Origin of the sequence: Vibrio sp. 10N.247.311.14, assembly GCF_041467715.1 — a bacterium.
Taxonomy (GTDB): Bacteria; Pseudomonadota; Gammaproteobacteria; order Enterobacterales; family Vibrionaceae; genus Vibrio; species Vibrio crassostreae_C.
In genome coordinates this window covers 1-16,794 of record NZ_JBFSVE010000078.1, presented here as the reverse complement: position 1 = coordinate 16,794, position 16,794 = coordinate 1, and the positions used below count along the sequence as shown (strand labels likewise).

The 16,794-nt window shown below is 43.7% G+C and carries 15 protein-coding genes and 3 pseudogenes; 8 read left to right on the top strand and 10 right to left on the bottom strand.

Features of this window, described 5'->3' with window-relative positions; genetic code table 11:
- Positions 1-55: 55 nt before the first annotated feature.
- The gene (locus AB6F11_RS20585; protein WP_102394671.1) at positions 56-967 is read left to right on the top strand and encodes a GGDEF domain-containing protein; all 912 of its coding nucleotides are present in this window, start codon (positions 56-58) and stop codon (positions 965-967) included.
- Between the two features lie 156 nt (positions 968-1,123).
- On the opposite strand, the gene AB6F11_RS20580 is transcribed toward AB6F11_RS20585, so the two are convergent.
- Both AB6F11_RS20580 and AB6F11_RS20575 read right to left on the bottom strand, forming a co-directional pair.
- Entirely contained in the window at positions 1,124-1,870 is a 747-nt protein-coding gene (locus tag AB6F11_RS20580; protein WP_017059089.1) for a nuclear transport factor 2 family protein, read from the bottom strand.
- Positions 1,871-2,067: 197 nt separating this feature from the next.
- Positions 2,068-2,568 (bottom strand): nuclear transport factor 2 family protein, encoded by a 501-nt coding sequence (locus AB6F11_RS20575; RefSeq protein WP_102394670.1) that lies wholly within the window; start codon positions 2,566-2,568, stop codon positions 2,068-2,070.
- Positions 2,569-2,732: 164 nt separating this feature from the next.
- Between AB6F11_RS20575 and AB6F11_RS20570 the strand changes: the two genes are divergently transcribed.
- On the top strand, positions 2,733-3,617 hold the full coding sequence (locus AB6F11_RS20570) for a LysR family transcriptional regulator (protein ID WP_017059087.1): 885 nt from the start codon (positions 2,733-2,735) through the stop codon (positions 3,615-3,617).
- On the opposite strand, the pseudogene AB6F11_RS20565 reads toward AB6F11_RS20570, so the two are convergent.
- Both AB6F11_RS20565 and AB6F11_RS20560 read right to left on the bottom strand, forming a co-directional pair.
- Positions 3,614-4,434 (bottom strand): annotated as a pseudogene (locus AB6F11_RS20565) (DUF2955 domain-containing protein); the annotation flags it as partial. The gene AB6F11_RS20570 and the pseudogene AB6F11_RS20565 overlap by 4 nt on opposite strands.
- A pseudogene (locus AB6F11_RS20560) lies at positions 4,422-4,733 on the bottom strand (biotin/lipoyl-binding protein); the annotation flags it as partial. The pseudogenes AB6F11_RS20560 and AB6F11_RS20565, both read right to left, overlap by 13 nt.
- 406 nt (positions 4,734-5,139) lie before the next feature.
- Between AB6F11_RS20560 and AB6F11_RS20555 the strand changes: the two are divergent.
- Positions 5,140-5,382 (top strand): hypothetical protein, encoded by a 243-nt coding sequence (locus tag AB6F11_RS20555; protein ID WP_017068564.1) that lies wholly within the window; start codon positions 5,140-5,142, stop codon positions 5,380-5,382.
- A 116-nt stretch (positions 5,383-5,498) separates the two neighbouring features.
- On the opposite strand, the gene AB6F11_RS20550 is transcribed toward AB6F11_RS20555, so the two are convergent.
- Complete coding sequence (locus AB6F11_RS20550; protein ID WP_102394669.1) at positions 5,499-7,310, bottom strand: PLP-dependent transferase; 1,812 nt, start codon at positions 7,308-7,310, stop codon at positions 5,499-5,501.
- 142 nt (positions 7,311-7,452) lie between these two features.
- Between AB6F11_RS20550 and AB6F11_RS20545 the strand changes: the two genes are divergently transcribed.
- Positions 7,453-7,908 (top strand): Lrp/AsnC family transcriptional regulator, encoded by a 456-nt coding sequence (locus AB6F11_RS20545; RefSeq protein ID WP_017059083.1) that lies wholly within the window; start codon positions 7,453-7,455, stop codon positions 7,906-7,908.
- An 11-nt stretch (positions 7,909-7,919) separates the two neighbouring features.
- On the opposite strand, the pseudogene AB6F11_RS20540 reads toward AB6F11_RS20545, so the two are convergent.
- A pseudogene (locus tag AB6F11_RS20540) lies at positions 7,920-8,520 on the bottom strand (type II secretion system protein).
- Between the two features lie 408 nt (positions 8,521-8,928).
- On the opposite strand from AB6F11_RS20540, the gene AB6F11_RS20535 reads away from it, so the two are divergent.
- From AB6F11_RS20535 to AB6F11_RS20525, 3 genes are all read left to right on the top strand, one after another.
- A complete protein-coding gene (locus AB6F11_RS20535) occupies positions 8,929-9,837 on the top strand; it encodes a dienelactone hydrolase family protein (RefSeq protein WP_102394668.1) in 909 nt (302 codons plus the stop codon).
- A gap of 330 nt (positions 9,838-10,167) precedes the next feature.
- Positions 10,168-10,971 (top strand): MetQ/NlpA family ABC transporter substrate-binding protein, encoded by an 804-nt coding sequence (locus AB6F11_RS20530; protein WP_017059075.1) that lies wholly within the window; start codon positions 10,168-10,170, stop codon positions 10,969-10,971.
- A 197-nt stretch (positions 10,972-11,168) separates the two neighbouring features.
- On the top strand, positions 11,169-11,849 hold the full coding sequence (locus AB6F11_RS20525) for a haloacid dehalogenase type II (RefSeq protein WP_017065459.1): 681 nt from the start codon (positions 11,169-11,171) through the stop codon (positions 11,847-11,849).
- 167 nt (positions 11,850-12,016) lie between these two features.
- Here AB6F11_RS20525 and AB6F11_RS20520 read toward each other — a convergent pair whose 3' ends face one another.
- From AB6F11_RS20520 to AB6F11_RS20510, 3 genes are all read right to left on the bottom strand, one after another.
- Positions 12,017-12,385 carry a hypothetical protein gene (locus AB6F11_RS20520; RefSeq protein ID WP_065583528.1) on the bottom strand — a complete coding sequence of 123 codons (369 nt, stop codon included), beginning with the start codon at positions 12,383-12,385 and terminating at the stop codon, positions 12,017-12,019.
- 15 nt (positions 12,386-12,400) lie between these two features.
- Complete coding sequence (locus AB6F11_RS20515) at positions 12,401-13,273, bottom strand: patatin-like phospholipase family protein (protein WP_065583529.1); 873 nt, start codon at positions 13,271-13,273, stop codon at positions 12,401-12,403.
- An 83-nt stretch (positions 13,274-13,356) separates the two neighbouring features.
- Positions 13,357-13,695, bottom strand: a complete 339-nt coding sequence (locus AB6F11_RS20510; protein ID WP_017059071.1) for a hypothetical protein — start codon at positions 13,693-13,695, stop codon at positions 13,357-13,359.
- 317 nt (positions 13,696-14,012) lie between these two features.
- On the opposite strand from AB6F11_RS20510, the gene AB6F11_RS20505 reads away from it, so the two are divergent.
- On the top strand, positions 14,013-15,521 hold the full coding sequence (locus tag AB6F11_RS20505) for a DUF3360 domain-containing protein (protein ID WP_102394667.1): 1,509 nt from the start codon (positions 14,013-14,015) through the stop codon (positions 15,519-15,521).
- A gap of 115 nt (positions 15,522-15,636) precedes the next feature.
- On the opposite strand, the gene AB6F11_RS20500 is transcribed toward AB6F11_RS20505, so the two are convergent.
- Positions 15,637-16,563 carry a hypothetical protein gene (locus tag AB6F11_RS20500; protein ID WP_102394666.1) on the bottom strand — a complete coding sequence of 309 codons (927 nt, stop codon included), beginning with the start codon at positions 16,561-16,563 and terminating at the stop codon, positions 15,637-15,639.
- Positions 16,564-16,794: the final 231 nt, after the last annotated feature.

Here is a 16,794-nt window from a genome sequence, read left to right as displayed (position 1 = left end):
AGATGATCTGATCGTAGCTTTAAGCATTAGTTCCCTGATTTAGGAAACAAAGCCTTTGTTACTCGTCGGTATAACCGTGTTACGCGGAGCAAGTCGATCTTTTCTCGTAATATCAATCATCATTAGCTCCCTTGGCATTAGCTTCTTCCTTTATAGCGCCCTAATTGCGCCTTCTGTAACTTCTAGGATCGAGGCTCGAAGTATTCTCGTTGTGACGATATGTATCTTAGCCCTCTGTGCAAACTATTCAGGGGAAAAGCACGATAACAGAGAAGCAAAGTGTCTGTTGAATCTGACCCTGTTTATCAACATTCTCTATATGGCAATTAGGGGCGTACTTGCTCATACCAAAGGAACGAATTCGAACTATTACCTGATATCAGATATTCATAAATTGTCTTTCGTTATCATGACAATCACAATTGTTAGCCTCGCATTTTCAGTGTTTTGGATCTTAACTGATCGTTTGTTTAAGCAGACCTATCGTTCATCGATCACTGATGAACAAACCGGCCTTTATAACCGTAGAGGCCTAGCAGAACTGATACCCAAGCTTGTTCAACCAGGCCGAGAGAGTGACATTTCTGTACTGATTGCCGACCTAGATCACTTCAAAAAAATTAATGATACCTATGGTCATGACAAGGGAGATGATGTGATTAAGTACTTTGGTCAAATTCTTGAAGATACATGCCGCACAAGCGATTTCTGTTTTCGCTATGGTGGAGAAGAGTTTGTTGTCATGCTACCTAGAGCGAATAAAGTTCAAGCAATGCAGATAGCTGAAAGAATAAGAAACCACGCAAAACACAACTCCAATCAAGAGCTCTCTTCTGGCACGTATACTGTCAGCATTGGAGTGACTCAAGCCCTCATAAACGATGACTGGAATTCATTAATTAAAAGAGCGGATAACGCCCTCTACGACGCAAAATCTCAAGGGCGCGATTGCATTGTTGAGCGTTAAGGCGAGTTGTAAAACAGTGTAAATACTCTTCCATCACAAAACATGTTGGCTAAGATTCAAGAGGTTAAACACACACAACCAGTAAGGTTAGCAAGGATGCGCTTTTTCGGTTTGTTTTAGCGATAGCATTATTGGCGTAACTCCCTTAAAGCGACTCTAGAACTTCCCGCCATTTACCCATTCTGCTTTTGGTGGCACGGGCTCTTGGTTTACCCATATCTCTTTAATTTGACCTCCCTCAACTCGGAATAGATCAAAACGCGCAACCTCGAGACCATTATCAATAACTCGGCTGTAAGCTGCTACGAAGTTACCTTGACCGACAATCTTGAACACTTGGTCATAGCCACCAATATAGCTATCTAAAGGGCTCACATCTGAGGCTTGATAAACGGCTAGCTCTTCGTGCTGGAGATACTTTGATAGCTTGTCTTTCTGCCCTAGTACCATGACATCACATAAAAAATCACGGATAAGGTTCTTATTCTCCTCTGTTTTATCTAAGTCAGTATGATTGATTGGCCCTTGCAGTCGACCTTCCCCTTCCGTCGGTTGAGCTTCGAAGGCAGAAATCACATCCCAATGTTCAATAATTTTATCGTCATTATCGGTATCGAATAGATCCGTAGTCACCCACTTATATTCGCCATTATTAATATCTTGGAATGCTTGAACAAACACGAATTGGCCATCGACGATTGAACGTATGATCTTTATGTCTCTAACAGGGCAGCGTTTTAAGAACGGTTCGAAGAACTCAACAAAACCATCAATACCGTTGCGAACCCCAGTGCTATGTTGAGTATAACGTTGACCGGTGTACTTCGTTACCGCCTCTAATGCATGACCATCTCGGATACCTTCCATATACAGATTAGTCGCATTCGCTAGCTTATTGCTCATAGATAGTTTCTCCAAACTTAATAGTGCCAAAGTACGTTATTTGGCTCGTACACTGAAACTCAGAACTAGATTGTCTCAGGTGTCCTTTTAACTGTCGGATTGTTGAATAGGCTCTTCGCGTCGCTATTCAAAACCAAGTTAAGCTCGATATACGTCTACAGCATATCGAGCCTTTACAACCTAATTGGTCACTGTGGTTACTGTTTGGCGTGATAAGCTTTAGATACTGCGTAGCTATCCTCAAACCAATTCCAACTCTTCACTTTGCCATCTTCAACCTGAACTCGAACCGCCCAGCTGAATTTACCCGTGTCTACACCAGATTCATTCGCAATGGCACTCATGCTGCCCATGAATACTGCTTGGTCGCCGTTTACAAAACTATAGTCTGTTGACCAGCTTGTGACTTTCAAACCTGCGCCAAATAGAGGAAAGAAAGTGTTGAGCACTTTTTCTTTTGACTCCCAGTTACCGATCCAAGGGATGTCGGCGTCACCTTCGTTGTGCCAGACAAAATCATCGGCCATTAATGACTCGAGTTTTGCCATATCACCTGAGCCTGCCGCCCATAAGAATGCTTGAGCCGTTTCTAGTGTCTTTGCTGAATCGACTACTTTTGTTTCATCTGCAAGGGCTGGAGTGAATTGAAAGAAAGCCAGAAGACTCGCTAGACCGATAAGTAGATTTTTCTTTAACATTTTCTTTCTCCTGATTGTCAATTTTGAAGCTCAATGCGAGGGAGATTAAAAGTGCCATCAGTGCATGCTTTGAACTTCAGTTCTGTTTGTTGCCTTGTTGAGATAACTATAGCTGTGCTAAATTTTTGGTAAACTCACTAATTGAACACGTTGGATATGCGCAAATGCACAACATAAGATGGGATGACCTGCAATATGTTCTAACAGTGGCGAATGAAGGATCCCTGTCGGCCGCGGCAAGAGCACTTGGTGTAAACCACAGCACCGTTTTACGTCGTATTGACACCTTTGAGTATCGTCACAAATTACGAATTTTCCATAAACTTCCTACCGGATACAAACTAACGGTTGAAGGGCAAAAGCTTCTGGAGTCAGCTCTCGCTATCGAATCCACAGTAAGAGAATTGGAGCACAAGGTTTTTGGACAGGAATTGAAGCTAGAAGGTACACTAAGAATAACGACGACCGATGCGTTATCTCGCCTCATTCTGGGTACTCATTTGGCTGCTTTTCATCGGCTTTATCCAAAAATTCAGTTAGAACTCAGCCTCACATCTCGTCAATTGGATATTTCACACCTAGATGCAGATATCGCGATTCGCCCGGCAAATGAGTTGCCAGCCCATTTAGTTGGGACCAAGTTAAGTAAAATTGCCTTTGGTGTTTACGGATCGCCAGAATATATAAATGGCCTTAAGAGTAAGCACCCCTTAAAGTCTGCATCTTGGTTAATGATGCATAGAGGCAGTGCTTCGCTACAGGTTTCTGAACTGATTTCGGAAGACAAAATTGTCATGAAAGCCGACTCTTTTGAGCCCCTGATCATCGCGGCTGAAAATCAGATGGGGTTAGCCTACTTACCCTGCTTTTTAGGTAACAGTAAGGGAACTCTGCAAAGAGTAGATATGGAAGTGATGCACCAAAATACAGACCTATGGATGATGACTCATAAAGATTTAGAAGATTCAGCCAAAGTAAAAGCATTTTTTAATTTTATGAAAGGCGCAATCAAATCAGACCATAATCGGTTGGCCGGATTTGATTATTAGCGAACGAGTGCCGGCTCTTCACCATTAGGCTTACGAACAAAATGACACAAAGCCCACAGCACAAACAAAGTCACAGTCAGCTCCCAAGTGCGTAGGAAGGTACTTTCCAACCCTAAATTGCTACTGGTCATGTACAACTGAATCGGCAGCATAGTCGCAAATAACGCATCGGCATGAATGTCTCTGGCTGAACCTTTCGCTTTGGCCATTGATGCGGTGATCATAAAGGCAAATAAACCCAACACTATGGTGTAGTAACCGAATGTAGATTGATGCCCTGCCATCAACAAGGTGAACACCACGGCGAATGCACAGCCGCCCACTTGAGTTTGAAAACGGCGGTCAACCACGTCGATAAAGCTTTTGTGTGTGGTGTGGTTTGGGTTGCAGCAGCAATCACTGGCACCATGCAGAACGTTGCAGAGATAATGTCGACAATCATCAAGAATGCCAAACCAAGACCAATCAACGCGAGTGAAATTGCTCTGCTCTCAAATGTGACAGGCTGTTCTTTAAATACAGGAGGCTTGTTTCCTTGCTCAACAGGGAACAGAGCCACCATGGTTTTTGCTACTACCATGGTAATCAACATGGATACCAAAATTTCATGAATACGCATCGGCATATCCATGGTGGTATGCTGAGCAAACACCACAATCAAAATCCAGTTGAAGGTTGGCATCAACATTTTACCTTTCTTCGCTGGCGTAGTGGCTCGACGACGCATAAAGTCGAAGAAGAACAGGCTGATGGTCCACACCACAAACGGATGCTGTGAAAATACCTCAGTCACCACCAACGCTGTACTTGCTGCCATTTTGCTGAATCAGAGTCACGCGCTTGATGCAGTTCGGCTTTCGCTTGTGCCACTTTCAATTGGTAGCTACTGGCATCGATAGCAAATAATGGCTGACCTTTTTCAACCAACTCGCCATTACTAACCATGACGTCGGTAATTACGCGGGACACTTCTGGCGCAATGGTCGCTACGTTACGATACAAAGTCGCTTGAGTGGTGAAGGGGGAAACATTATCTGAGGTGACTAAAAAAGCGGAGAACAATGCTGCCGCTGAAAAAACAGTGTAAATCGCGTATCTATAAAAGTTTTCGTTCATGCTTGTACCTAGTTTTCATTCGTTATAAAGCGCCGCGCTCACGGCTTATTCGATTCTCTTTTCTACGAAAACTAGGTTATAACCATTCACAAATGGAAAACAGAGCCAATAAAATAAGTGAGGATTCCACATTTGGAAAGGTTGATGATTTGTACCGATTTCGCTCAATGGTTGAACGAAAAGGTCAGATAAGGGTGTATTGAAACGTTCGTATTCAGTTCCTCCCCTTTCCTTCCCAGCGTTCAATAAGAGATTGAAGAAGTAAGACCACCCGACTTCATTCCATTGGATTGCTTAATTTTCGCTAGCTTCTTATGGTTAAAATGCCTATTGTACAAACCATAAAATTATAAAGACTCGCGGCCTTTGCCACAGAGACTCTCCATTTAAAGCGAAAAGACTTACTATGAATTTTGATATCAATGCACTGAAACACCACCAACTGGTCGAAGATGGTCAATTAGAAGGGTGTTACATTCATCAGCCTGTGCAAGGCAGTCAACCAGATGACAAAGCCGTTTTAGAAGAGCGTCAAGCGCTAGAAAGCCGAGGATATAAGGTGGTTCAGGTTAAAGCGAAAGGCGGAACAACTACGTTTGCCGAAGCTATGCAAGAGCTTGCGAAAAAGACAGGCCACCAGCCAAAATAGTAAGTGACTTGGTAAACCAATATGATCATCGAGAAAGCACCCTACCGACTATTGAGTCAGCTGGGTGCTTTTTTATTGACGGCCTTTAACTGACTAATCTTGTTAACTGACCTAAGTTACTGACTCAGCTGACTGAACTTCGGCAAGCTTTTCACAAACTTCTGGTGTACATCCATATAAGTTTGCATATAGATTTCATCGATATTGTCACCACTCGGGAAGCTGGATGAGAAATCTACGTGGTTGCGGTCAATCGACAATTTAGCCGCCTCGACAATATGAGCAATGAACATTCGAGGATCTTCCAAGCCGATAGAGATACGCATTGTCGTCGGTTTGATACCGGCTTCATTGAGCGCTTCATCACTGAGTTCTGAGTGCGTAGTCAGTGCTGGACACAGCGCCACTGTATTGGTTTGCCCTAAACTTACTTGCATGCCGATAGCGGGCTCAAGCATGTCGAAGAACTGTTTGAAGCCATCTCGATTGATTGGCGCACGGTCGCCATTGCCTTCCATATCGATAGTGAAAAGCGCCGCTGGTAGCCCCAAGTACATGTTGTTCTGGCAGTGTTCATAGTTATCACTATCTGGCAAAGCAGGACACGACACATTGATGTCTGGGTGAGCATCAAAGATCTTCGCGAGAGTCAGTGTATTAATCGTTTTTTGCACCACTCGCATCTCATACGTTTTCATACCATTGAGCACTTCAAACGCTTTATCTGCATCTAGGAATGCACCCTTAATGTAGTACACATTCCAAAACAGCGTTTCGTTCCATAGGATTTTGGCCTCATCACCGTTGGGCTTGGTGAAAGTGACCTCCTCTCCTTTTGGCACAAACATAGTCTCATTGCGACCAATCACAACCCCAGCAGTTGTGGTGCCAGAACCCGCCAGTTCTTTGGTGTAGGAGTGAATCACATAATCTGGTCTTTCCATCACATCGTCACGTTTTAGTACTGGGTGCAACAATGGTGTACCCACTGTTGAGTCAACAATCACATCCCAACCACGAGAGTGACCAGCTTTACTGATGCTAGCAACATCCAACACGTATCCATGCGGGTTACACGGTGACTCTAGGTAAACGTAGATTTTCTTACCTGCAGCGATGCGATCTGCGTATTTATCAGCAACCTCATCAAGGCGCGTCGCAAACTCATCACCGGAGTAACCATCCACCCACTCTACCGCGACATTCAGATTAGAAGGTTTTCCAAACCAATCTTCCAACAGCTGGTAAGAACCACCGTAGATATTGCGTGAAGCCAAAACAATGTCTTCATGCCCGAGCAAGTGGCTCAACAACCCATCAATAGCCGCCATACCCGAGTTAAAGTTCCATGCGAGGTATTCGTTGGCTCTAGAGCCTGCCTCGATATCAACCATATGGTTAGCCAGTGAAATCGATGTAGGGTTAAGCAGTCGAGAATATATATCGTGCAACGGCTCTTTACCGTTAAACGCATCTTCAATCCATTCTGTACACGCAAACAAATAGGTCGCGGTACGTGTAATCACAGGGCTTGCAGAAAATATAGCAGCGACATTATCGAAAATTGGATACGCACCTTTAGACGCAAAATTACCATTATTGGTGGCAATAGACTGGTAAGTGGCGCGCATTGGGTTTTGCAGATTATCGAGGATCTTAGCGATCTGGAATGACAAAAAACGTTTGGCGTTAAACCAAGCGATTCGGTCACTTTTATCGAGCTCTGAAAGTCCATCAACCGTCAATGCCCAAAGATCGTGTGTCTTGGTATTGGCTTGGTACAGTGTCGTCGCCAGTTCAATCAGCGTGATGCCGTAATCGCTATTTGGGTCGATACCAAAATGCTTTGCTTGCTCAACGGCAAGAGCTTCTGCTTGTTCGTGTTTGGTGGTTTTACGCAGCGGGCTAAGTTGAGTTGAAGTATTCATAATTCCTAAGTCATTCCATGCTTGTTGTTCCTTCTTTAATTTTAGTTTTGGGCAGATGTTAAAAATTGCTATTTGCGAAGTAAGACATACACTTTGAGCAATAATATTGCCAAACTAAATTCAATATTGATGGATTATGCCAATGGACGAGATCGACAAGAAAATACTGGCTGAACTGCAAAACAACGCTCGGCTGTCTAATCAAGAGTTGGCCGATCGAGTAGCACTGTCGCCCTCTCCTTGCTTACGCCGAGTTCGAGCATTAGAGAAACAAGGGATAATTCGTGGTTACCACGCCAGTGTCGACCAAGAAGCGTGTGGCCTGCCAGTCAATGTGTTTGTGTTGGTGAAACTTGAAAAGCCGACAGAAGAGAACATGCGAGACTTTGAGCAGCACATTGAAGTGATTGACGAGGTGTTAGAGTGTTTTCTGATGACGGGCAATCACGACTACCTATTGCATGTAGTCAGTGAATCGCTAAAAAGCTACGAGCAGTTCATCCGTAAACAACTAACTCGCCTGCCTAATATTGCTTCTATTGAATCCAGCTTCGCCTTCGGTCAGGTAAAAACTAAGACCAAGTTGCCAGTGAGGTAATTAGAAACGACTTAATTTGTCTGTGCTGAAGGCATTGGATAATCATCTCCAATCATACAGATAAGAGCGCCACCAAAAGCTTTTTCGTAACGTATTTTTCCTGTCGCATCTGAGCTTTCTATACTCGAACTGCCGTCCACAATCTTATTAATTTCTTGTGCGACTTTTGTTGGTACCAACCAGATACAAGCTGCAACAGAGCAAGTGGATGATGACGATTCGCAACCTGTCTCGGAGCTTCCTCTTATCCAAAGACTATCCTTTTCCTTAAGCAGTAATTGCGTTGCTATGTAATCTGGGTGGTCGATGTACTGATCGCCACCTATCCATGTATCTTCATAAGGTAGGTACGGCCCTTTCCATGTGGATAAGCCCGGATTTACAATTAAGTGATTGATGTTTAAGTAGCCGAAGTTCGTATCGGTATCGGAAGCAATAGGAGGCAGAGAGCCATTATCACGAGAATATTGCTCAGCGGCATCCAAAACAGTATTCAGTTGGCCGATTAGAAATTTTGCCTCGTCGACACGGGACATACGGTTCCCGAACTGGTTGTAGATAAAAAAACGTTACAAGTTTCCATTTTTTTATCTGACGCAGAAGTTTCAACATCTATTTTATCTCTCATCAAGAAGGTTCTGATAACGCTAAGGTCGTCCCTATGAGAAAGATTATACCAGAGTAAAATCAAGCGTTTTGCATTGAAACTTACTTGTCCATGTCTGCGGAAAATAAGCCTAGCTCTAATGTGCCCAACTTCGATTTAGAGCCTCCCTAAAAACAAACAATCATCACACCCGACTTCACTGACCTAACCCTCAAATCAACCTTGTATTGAATTGCTCCGTAAAACAAACCAAAGCGATGGAAATCGATTCGAAGTGATCGTTTTATCGGACTGTCATCTAATTTTTGTACTTTGATATAACAAATAGCTCAAAAATTATTGAGCGATCGTTCAATTATATCAAATTTTCCACTATAGTTGATTGGTCAAACAACTCACAACAAGGAAAAGTTATGAATCCAAATACCGAATCTCAATCAGCCCCAACTCGATCTATCCCTCAAGAAGCATTTGATTGGTACGACGAATATGCACACGGCCTGATTGATCGCAGAGAGTTTATGACTCGTCTATCTGGGCTAGCTGTACTTGGCTTAACCATGACGACGCTAACTTCTGCACTGATTCCTAATTATGCGCAGGCAGAGCAAGTCTCTTTCAATGACCCTTCCATCAAAGCAACCTACGAGAAGTTTCCTTCACCTAAAGGACACGGCGAAGGCTATGGTTACTTGGTTGTACCCAAAGAGTTAGAGGGCAATGCGCCTGTTGTATTGGTCATTCATGAAAATAGAGGCCTCAATCCATACATAAAGGATGTGGCAAGACGACTCGCAGCGGCGGGGTTTATTGCGTTTGCACCTGATGCACTCTATTCGCTTGGCGGGTATCCAGGTAATGATGATGAAGGTCGAACGATGCAGAAGTCGCTATCAAAAGAGAAAATCGAAGAAGACTTTATCGCAGCGGCAAACTTCTTGAAGTCCCATGAAAAAAGTAACGGTAAGCTAGGCGCAGTCGGTTTCTGCTTCGGTGGCTATATCGTGAATATGTTGGCCGCTGTCATGCCAGAGCAACTCGATGCAGGCGTTCCATTTTATGGTACTCCTGCCGCACCAGATTTAAGAAAAAATGTAAAAGGCCCCTTGCTCATCCAATTTGCGGGAATCGATAAACGCGTGAATGCGACTTGGCCAGATTATGAAGCCGAACTCAAAGAGAACGAAGCAGACTACACAGCTTACATCTATGACGGCGTGAACCATGGCTTCCATAACGATTCAACTGGCCGCTATGCTGAAGAAGAAGCAGAGTTAGCTTGGAAACGTACACTTGAGTTCTTTAACCAAAAGCTTTCTTAATAGTTAGCTTTACTGAACCCGTTTTCTTTAGATTCCGAGTGACTGCCCTATTCCCTACAAAACCCAAAAGGCCTCGCACTCGCGAGGCCTTTGTTGGTCGGTAATCAGTTCCTCCCTTTCCCATTACCAACAATAGGTTTGAGATGTAAACCAAGGGGGTTAGAAGGGGATTGTCGGTCGAGTCTCACGTACAGAAGCCTCGTTGATTCACTGACTTAACCGCTCATCAATGTAACTTCGCTTCAAACAAACCTATTGACCCGATCGCGCAAATAGATAATATAGATAGCTAGACGTCTACATGTCTTTTATTTATTAAATGGAGTTATCATGAACAGCTACAAAAAAATCACAGCATCCCTGTTGGCATTAGCTTTCGTATTCGGTGTAACAGGATGTGGAAAAAAAGACGAGGCTGTCATCAAGATTGGGGCGACAGTTGGCCCACATGCACAAGTTGTACAAGCTGTTGCCAAAGAAGCAGCAAAGCAAGGGATAAACATTGAACTCGTCGAGTTCTCAGACTATATCACCCCTAACGCAGCATTAGATGATGGAAGTATCCAACTGAACAGTTACCAGCATCAGCCATTCCTCGATAACTTTAATGCCAATCACGATAGCCAGTTAGTTTCTATCGGACGTTCAATTTTGATGCGTATGGGCGTTTACTCGAACAAGTACACTTCGCTTGATTCTATTCCCGAAAACGCTCGAATCGCGATTCCAAACGATCCAACGAATGGCGGGCGTGGACTATTACTGCTTGAAGATGCAGGGCTGATCTCATTAAAAGACAACGCTGGTTTCAACGCGTCTTTAAACGATATTGTTAGCAACCCGAAGAACATTCGATTTGTTGAAGTGGATGCCGCGCAGCTACCCCGCTCTCTTGACGATGTAGATGCTGCTGCAATCACCATGAACTATGTAATGTCGGCTGGACTCGACCCTAAGAAACAAGGCATTTACTTAGAGAAAAAAGACGCACCTTTAGCAGTGATGGTTGTTGCGGCGCGAGAAGAAGACAAAAATAATGAAACGTATAAAAAGATTATCTCAATTTACCACTCACAAGAGATCAATGACTTTTTAGACAGCACTTTCAAAGGCACCATCGAAGCCGCAAATTAAGCTAAATCGTTTCAGATTTGGCGTTGCATGATACTCATAAAGCAACGCCAGATTTGAGTTGGCGGGTTGTCGTTGACGCATTCCAGCTTCTTTTCAAATTAGAGAGCAAAGCTTTAGTTACTTGAATGGAGGTTGAAAACCATATCGTCAGAGCAGATTATGTAAGCATAAAATTCAATTAAATCTGGGGGCTTTGCATGAAAAAAGAAGTGATACTTTTTGATATAAACGAAACGGTTTTAAATTTGGAGTCATTACAGCCTAAATTTAAAGCGGTGTTTGGAAAGGAGGATGCATTATCACTTTGGTTTTCAAAGCTTTTACACTCTTCAACGGTTTGCATCGCAACAAACGTAAAATCTACTTTTTCTGAATTAGCGAATGCAGCGCTCAACGCTATTGCACAACGGTACAAGTGTGATTTAACGGCGGAAAGCAAAGGTGCCTTGTTAACTTCTTTTGCCAATCTACCACCGCACACAGATATTAAAGCGTCTTTGCTCAAATTGCGCGAGAACGGGTTTAAAACCGTCGCTTTTTCCAACTCATCCCTCGATCTCATCACTTCTCAAATCAAGAACTCAGGCTTAGAAGATTATTTCGACACCGTCATTTCCGTTGAAGAAACAGGCAGTTTCAAACCCAATTCAGATGTGTATAACTTTGCAGCCGAAACTTTAAAAGAGCCTGTCGAAAACCTTCGTCTTGTCGCTACTCATGATTGGGACACTCATGGTGCGCTATCCGCTGGCTTACAAGCAGCCTATATAGACCGAACAGGAGTTGAGTATCATTCCTTGTATTTGAAACCGGAGATTAGCTCAAGGACGATGAATGGTGTGGTGGAACAAATAATTAAGCACAATTTAGACAAGTAAAATCTCAAGAGACTTTTCTACTCCTGATTCGATACAACCACCCTGTAGTGGTCAACAAATTCCGGACACTGACTTAACCGCTTTGATCAACCTTGTGTTGAACTGCTCTGGTTATAGAGACGCTGTCGGTTACCTAAAAACTGCAGTTACCTAGCAACAAATATAAGCTAGAAACTACTGTAAGAATGAGGAACGCGTTTGTCTTCATCCCAGCCTAATAGCTCAATATTGATCAATGACTTGCGCTGCTCATTACACAGTGAAGCGATATTGATGATAGGCAGTTGGCTACGAAACTGCGCTGTAAGGATGACCTTTTTACTTTCGTTAAGGCTGCTTCTGCATTGCGACAAAATCGCTTCAGTATCTAGTTGGTGTGCGTTCTCGATAATTTGGATATCAGCATTCTCTTGATAGCAATCTATCAACCAAGATACAGCAGGCTCTTCTATGCTGGTGAGCACGATGACATCTTTTGTTGTGACCAATTCTTTGAGTTCAGATAGTTTGAGTTCAGTTTCCATAAATACCCTCATTCAGCTGAAAATACATTAAAGTCGGTTGCCCAGTTTAGCCTGTGCCAAATGGTAACCTCTGTCTATCATCTCTTGTGAGCGATCGAACTCTAAGGTGCCACAAGCATTACGTGGGATCTCAAGCGTAATATCGGCGGGATAAGCGGCCAGCTTCTGGCGAGCAATGGTCGATTGCATCGCATCAAACGCTTGGTTGGCAATATCGTAAAAAGCAAAATTGAAGCTCATTTTACTTTTTACACTGTTACCGAGATTATCGATAAAGTGAACAACCTTCTCATGCAGGTTACTCTCTTTTGTTGGTAGGGAAACCGGTATCACTTCCTGTTGAAGCATTTCGGGTTCACCACCTAAGTTCACAGCCAGAGTAAAGTCTGTCTTATCACTAAAGGTAGGCGCAATCGGTACGGGATTGAGCACTCCGCCATCAATCAGCACTTCACCATTAATGACATGTGGAGTGAAGAACAGTGGCAAAGAGATGGAGGCGCGAATGGCATCAAACAGAGAACCGGATTGCAGCCAAACCTCTTTTTCTTCGGCGACGTTGGCAGCAACTGCGGTATAAGGGATGGGCAGATCTTCAATTGAAATCTCGCCGATCAGCCCACGCAGTGTGTCGATGATCTTGTCCCCTTTGAACATACCACTCGACTGCCATGAAAAGTCCAACAACATCGCCATATCACCTTGATCGATACTGGTGACCCACTCTTCAAATTCATCCAACTTGCCCGCAGCGTAGACACCACCGATAAGTGCGCCAATTGAACAGCCAGAAATGGATTTTATCTGATAGCCATGCTCAATTAACCAGCGGATGACTCCAACGTGAACCAAGCCTCTTGCGCCACCACTGCCAAGTACCAATGAGATCGTTTTTGCCATCATATTAATCCTTTAGTTTTAAATTCTAGGTGGGCTAACTCGCCAATTTACCAATTCGCCGATCTCAACTCACTGAATCACTCTCAGTCCATACGGGTAATGAAGGTTTGCTCGTCATCGACAAAAGCCACGTAGTCGCCGTGATAGATAAAAACCCGACCACGCCCTTCAACGATACACGCAAGCTGTGGGTTCAAATCTTCTTCAATATCTCTACTTTGAAAAGTGCCGGTATCGGTGATCACACCGCGGAGTTTAGGCAAAAATCCATAACTGCGTTTGGCTTGGTCAATCAGGCTCAACTCGCTGGCGGTAGAAAAGCAAGCTGGGATTGGGCCTGCATCTTCGATAAACATAGTTTTCAGTTCTTCAAAGGCTGTAATTACCAGCCAGTCGATGCCATTTACGTGATGGATAAACATTGTTTATAAATACCTAGTTTCTCGATAACTCTAATGCGGAGATTCTATCACTATCAAGTGCAGAACGTGGGAGAAATTAAGGGACTACAAATAACCAGACACATACTATCTACAGGGTCTAATACTAGTCGTCCGACTCTACGACTAATGTCTAACCGACTGAGTCTATTTGTTTTTTTTGGTTTGGTATAAGGTACTAACAACTAAATGTTAATGAGTTTTTAATTATAAGTTGACGCATTGTTTGCACTTCATACCGTGAGTCAACAACGTTTGTTGGAATAACACGCCTTAGAGTGTGAACGAAAGGAATCAACATGAGCACTACTTTAGAGTCCGTACATATACAAACAGATAAGCCTCAAGCCAATGAGGATGAACTCACCTATGAACAACAACATAAACCAAGCTCAGAGTTTGAATCCCGAGAACAGTATCTAGAACACGAATTGCAAATCATGTCGCCTAAGCGCTGGCGTCCAAATTTGCCGTTTAAAGATTATCGATTTGAGATAGAAGACACCATCCCAGCGATGGCGGCGACCATTGGTAAAGTGGTTATGGTGGGCGCGATTGCAGCCACCTTTGCTGGGGCTCTCGGATTAAATGAAGACTTCATTCTAGAAAACGTTCGTTATGAACTGCTCATCGCCTCTGTTTTCATTATTATTTTCTCTGGCTTTTTATTGCCGACTGCAAACCTCGCAGGGACCCACGGCCCACTTATCCCTTTGATTCCGATTGTGGTTGCAGCAGGTGGACACCCGATGGCGTTTGGCCTGTTGATTGGCGCTTTTGGCCTCATCTTAGCCATCAGTAAAGGTGGCAGCATGTTGGCCAACCTCACCAGTAAAGGCGTGTGTGGCGGCTTATTGCTCTACCTCGGCTTTGTTGGAACCGCCTCTCAAGTGAAAAAGCTTTTCGCTTGGGCTGAAGGAATCGGTATGAGCCACATCGCGTTTGTGGTGATCTTTTGCACCATTATCTTGTACGCGCTACTGGAACACTTCCGCAAACGTTGGTTAGCAGTACCTCTTAGCTGCTTGTTGGGTGGTACGATTGCATTTGCCATGGGCGCCCCATTTGCTTTCCACACTGAGCCAGGCTTGCCCAACATGAACCCTATGTATTGGTGGGGAGAAAATACAGGTTGGATGCTAGGCCTACCGACGATTGAACACTTCATGGTGGTATTGCCGTTTGCGATTCTAGCCGTAGCGATGTGGTCACCGGATTTCTTAGGGCATCAAGTATTCCAAAAGATCAGCTACCCAGAACGTACCGAAAAAGTACACATGAACATCGACGACACCATGACCACGGCATCAATTCGTCAAACGTTCGGTTCTCTGCTTGGCGGTACTAACTTTACGTCTTCATGGGGTACTTACATCGTACCAGCGGCGATAGCTAAACGCCCTATTCCTGCTGGCGCGCTGCTCACAGCTCTGTTCTGTATCATCGCCGCAGTTTGGGGTTACCCGATGGATTTAGCTATCTGGCAACCTGTACTGTGTGTGGCGCTGATTGTTGGGGTATTTGTGCCATTGCTAGAAGCTGGAATGGAAATGACGCGTGAAGGAAAAACCACACAGTCGGCAGCGATTGTTGTGTTCTCTTCAGCGCTCGTTAACCCTGCATTTGGCTGGGCTCTCACCATGCTGTTAGATAACTTAGGCTTAGTCGGTTGTAAAGAACGTAGTAGTGAACTGAGTAAAATGAGCCGCTGGGTATTGCCTGGCATTATGTTTATTGTGCTAAGTGGTGTAATGGCGCTGGTTGGCCTTCTACCGGGCATACCAGCGATTATCCCGAGTTTTCGTTAATATCGATTAATATCGATTTTTGGTCGAAACACTAAAAGGCCTCGCAATCGCGAGGCCTTGTTTTATCTAAGTTTCAATGAACGAGCACCGAAGTAATTGGTGATGGTAAACCACATCAACTCGAGAGCCATTCATCCAGTACTTTGATGAATTTAGGATTAATGAGATAACCGATGGAAGCATGTGGATTGCTTTTCCCGTTGCGAATATTGAGGTTATAAATCGGGTGGATATCTTTCATTCCACCGGGTATTAGATCCAGTTTGAGCATATCCTTGAAGTCATTTTTAATTTTGCTGTCATGAGAGATAAAATCATCTTCTGCCGATATGTTTATCCATTGCTGAATGTTTAACGGGTACTTCTTCTCATCTTTCAAGCGGCTCCCTTTTAGCCTATCTTTTACGTTTTCATCTCCTAACGGTGACCCGAGCGTAAGCAATAAGTTGACCTTCTTGTCCGCACCATAGTCGTGTCTATACTCTCCGTAATGAGACAGCTTCCACAACACGTCATAACTGATCATCGACCCAAGACTGTGCGACACAATCATCACATCATCCTGATTATCAAGCGCTTCCTTCAGTTCAACCATTAGCCTATGCCTGACATCGCTACCGAAATAGGTATCTTCATACCAATAATGCGCCATATCCGGCGCGACCTTTGTTATGAGTGTCTCAGCCACACCCAGCTTTCCAAAAAGCGATGAAAAAGTATCTGCTAACGCCTCTTTCAGAAAACCAATTTTAGATACCTTGTTATACGTTGTTTTATTGAACTGGCTTGTCTTGTACTTTTTGAGTTCAGACAGCGCTTGTTGTCGACTTGCAGGGTCTTCCGTTGGTTTCTCTAACAATGTGTTTGATAGTTCACCGTAATAGACAAACCGTTTATCGACATCTTTAAAAGCTTGTAACGAACTTGAGTCTCCACAATCTCGCTGCAAGCCATGTTCTATAGCCTCGTACCAAAGTGATTGAAGGGAATCTTTATCGGGCTTTTGAGCGCGACCATGAATGAATATTATTTTCTTAGCCATAGCAGGACGTCCTAAACACATAGTTAAAATTATTATCATTAGAAAGCACCACTAGATTCGGTCAGCCCTTACTAATAACAGTGGTACTAATTACGTATCTAGAGGTGGTTGATAGAGCATTTATATAACTATGAGGCCGTCGTTTAAGTGTAGTGGTCAACTGATATTGGCCACGTTCCTAGAGTTTAACCAGAACAATCGTTCTGATTCATTGGGAGTCAAACCACCGTT

Excerpts from the sequence above, each read along its gene's own strand:
- AB6F11_RS20580 (WP_017059089.1), bottom strand. The coding sequence starts at position 1,870 with ATGAGCAATAAGCTAGCGAATGCGACTAATCTGTATATGGAAGGTATC.
- AB6F11_RS20575 (WP_102394670.1), bottom strand. The coding sequence starts at position 2,568 with ATGTTAAAGAAAAATCTACTTATCGGTCTAGCGAGTCTTCTGGCTTTC.
- AB6F11_RS20570 (WP_017059087.1), top strand. The coding sequence starts at position 2,733 with ATGCACAACATAAGATGGGATGACCTGCAATATGTTCTAACAGTGGCG.
- AB6F11_RS20555 (WP_017068564.1), top strand. The coding sequence starts at position 5,140 with ATGAATTTTGATATCAATGCACTGAAACACCACCAACTGGTCGAAGAT.
- AB6F11_RS20550 (WP_102394669.1), bottom strand. The coding sequence starts at position 7,310 with ATGAATACTTCAACTCAACTTAGCCCGCTGCGTAAAACCACCAAACAC.
- AB6F11_RS20545 (WP_017059083.1), top strand. The coding sequence starts at position 7,453 with ATGGACGAGATCGACAAGAAAATACTGGCTGAACTGCAAAACAACGCT.
- AB6F11_RS20535 (WP_102394668.1), top strand. The coding sequence starts at position 8,929 with ATGAATCCAAATACCGAATCTCAATCAGCCCCAACTCGATCTATCCCT.
- AB6F11_RS20530 (WP_017059075.1), top strand. The coding sequence starts at position 10,168 with ATGAACAGCTACAAAAAAATCACAGCATCCCTGTTGGCATTAGCTTTC.
- AB6F11_RS20525 (WP_017065459.1), top strand. The coding sequence starts at position 11,169 with ATGAAAAAAGAAGTGATACTTTTTGATATAAACGAAACGGTTTTAAAT.
- AB6F11_RS20520 (WP_065583528.1), bottom strand. The coding sequence starts at position 12,385 with ATGAGGGTATTTATGGAAACTGAACTCAAACTATCTGAACTCAAAGAA.
- AB6F11_RS20515 (WP_065583529.1), bottom strand. The coding sequence starts at position 13,273 with ATGGCAAAAACGATCTCATTGGTACTTGGCAGTGGTGGCGCAAGAGGC.
- AB6F11_RS20510 (WP_017059071.1), bottom strand. The coding sequence starts at position 13,695 with ATGTTTATCCATCACGTAAATGGCATCGACTGGCTGGTAATTACAGCC.
- AB6F11_RS20505 (WP_102394667.1), top strand. The coding sequence starts at position 14,013 with ATGAGCACTACTTTAGAGTCCGTACATATACAAACAGATAAGCCTCAA.
- AB6F11_RS20500 (WP_102394666.1), bottom strand. The coding sequence starts at position 16,563 with ATGGCTAAGAAAATAATATTCATTCATGGTCGCGCTCAAAAGCCCGAT.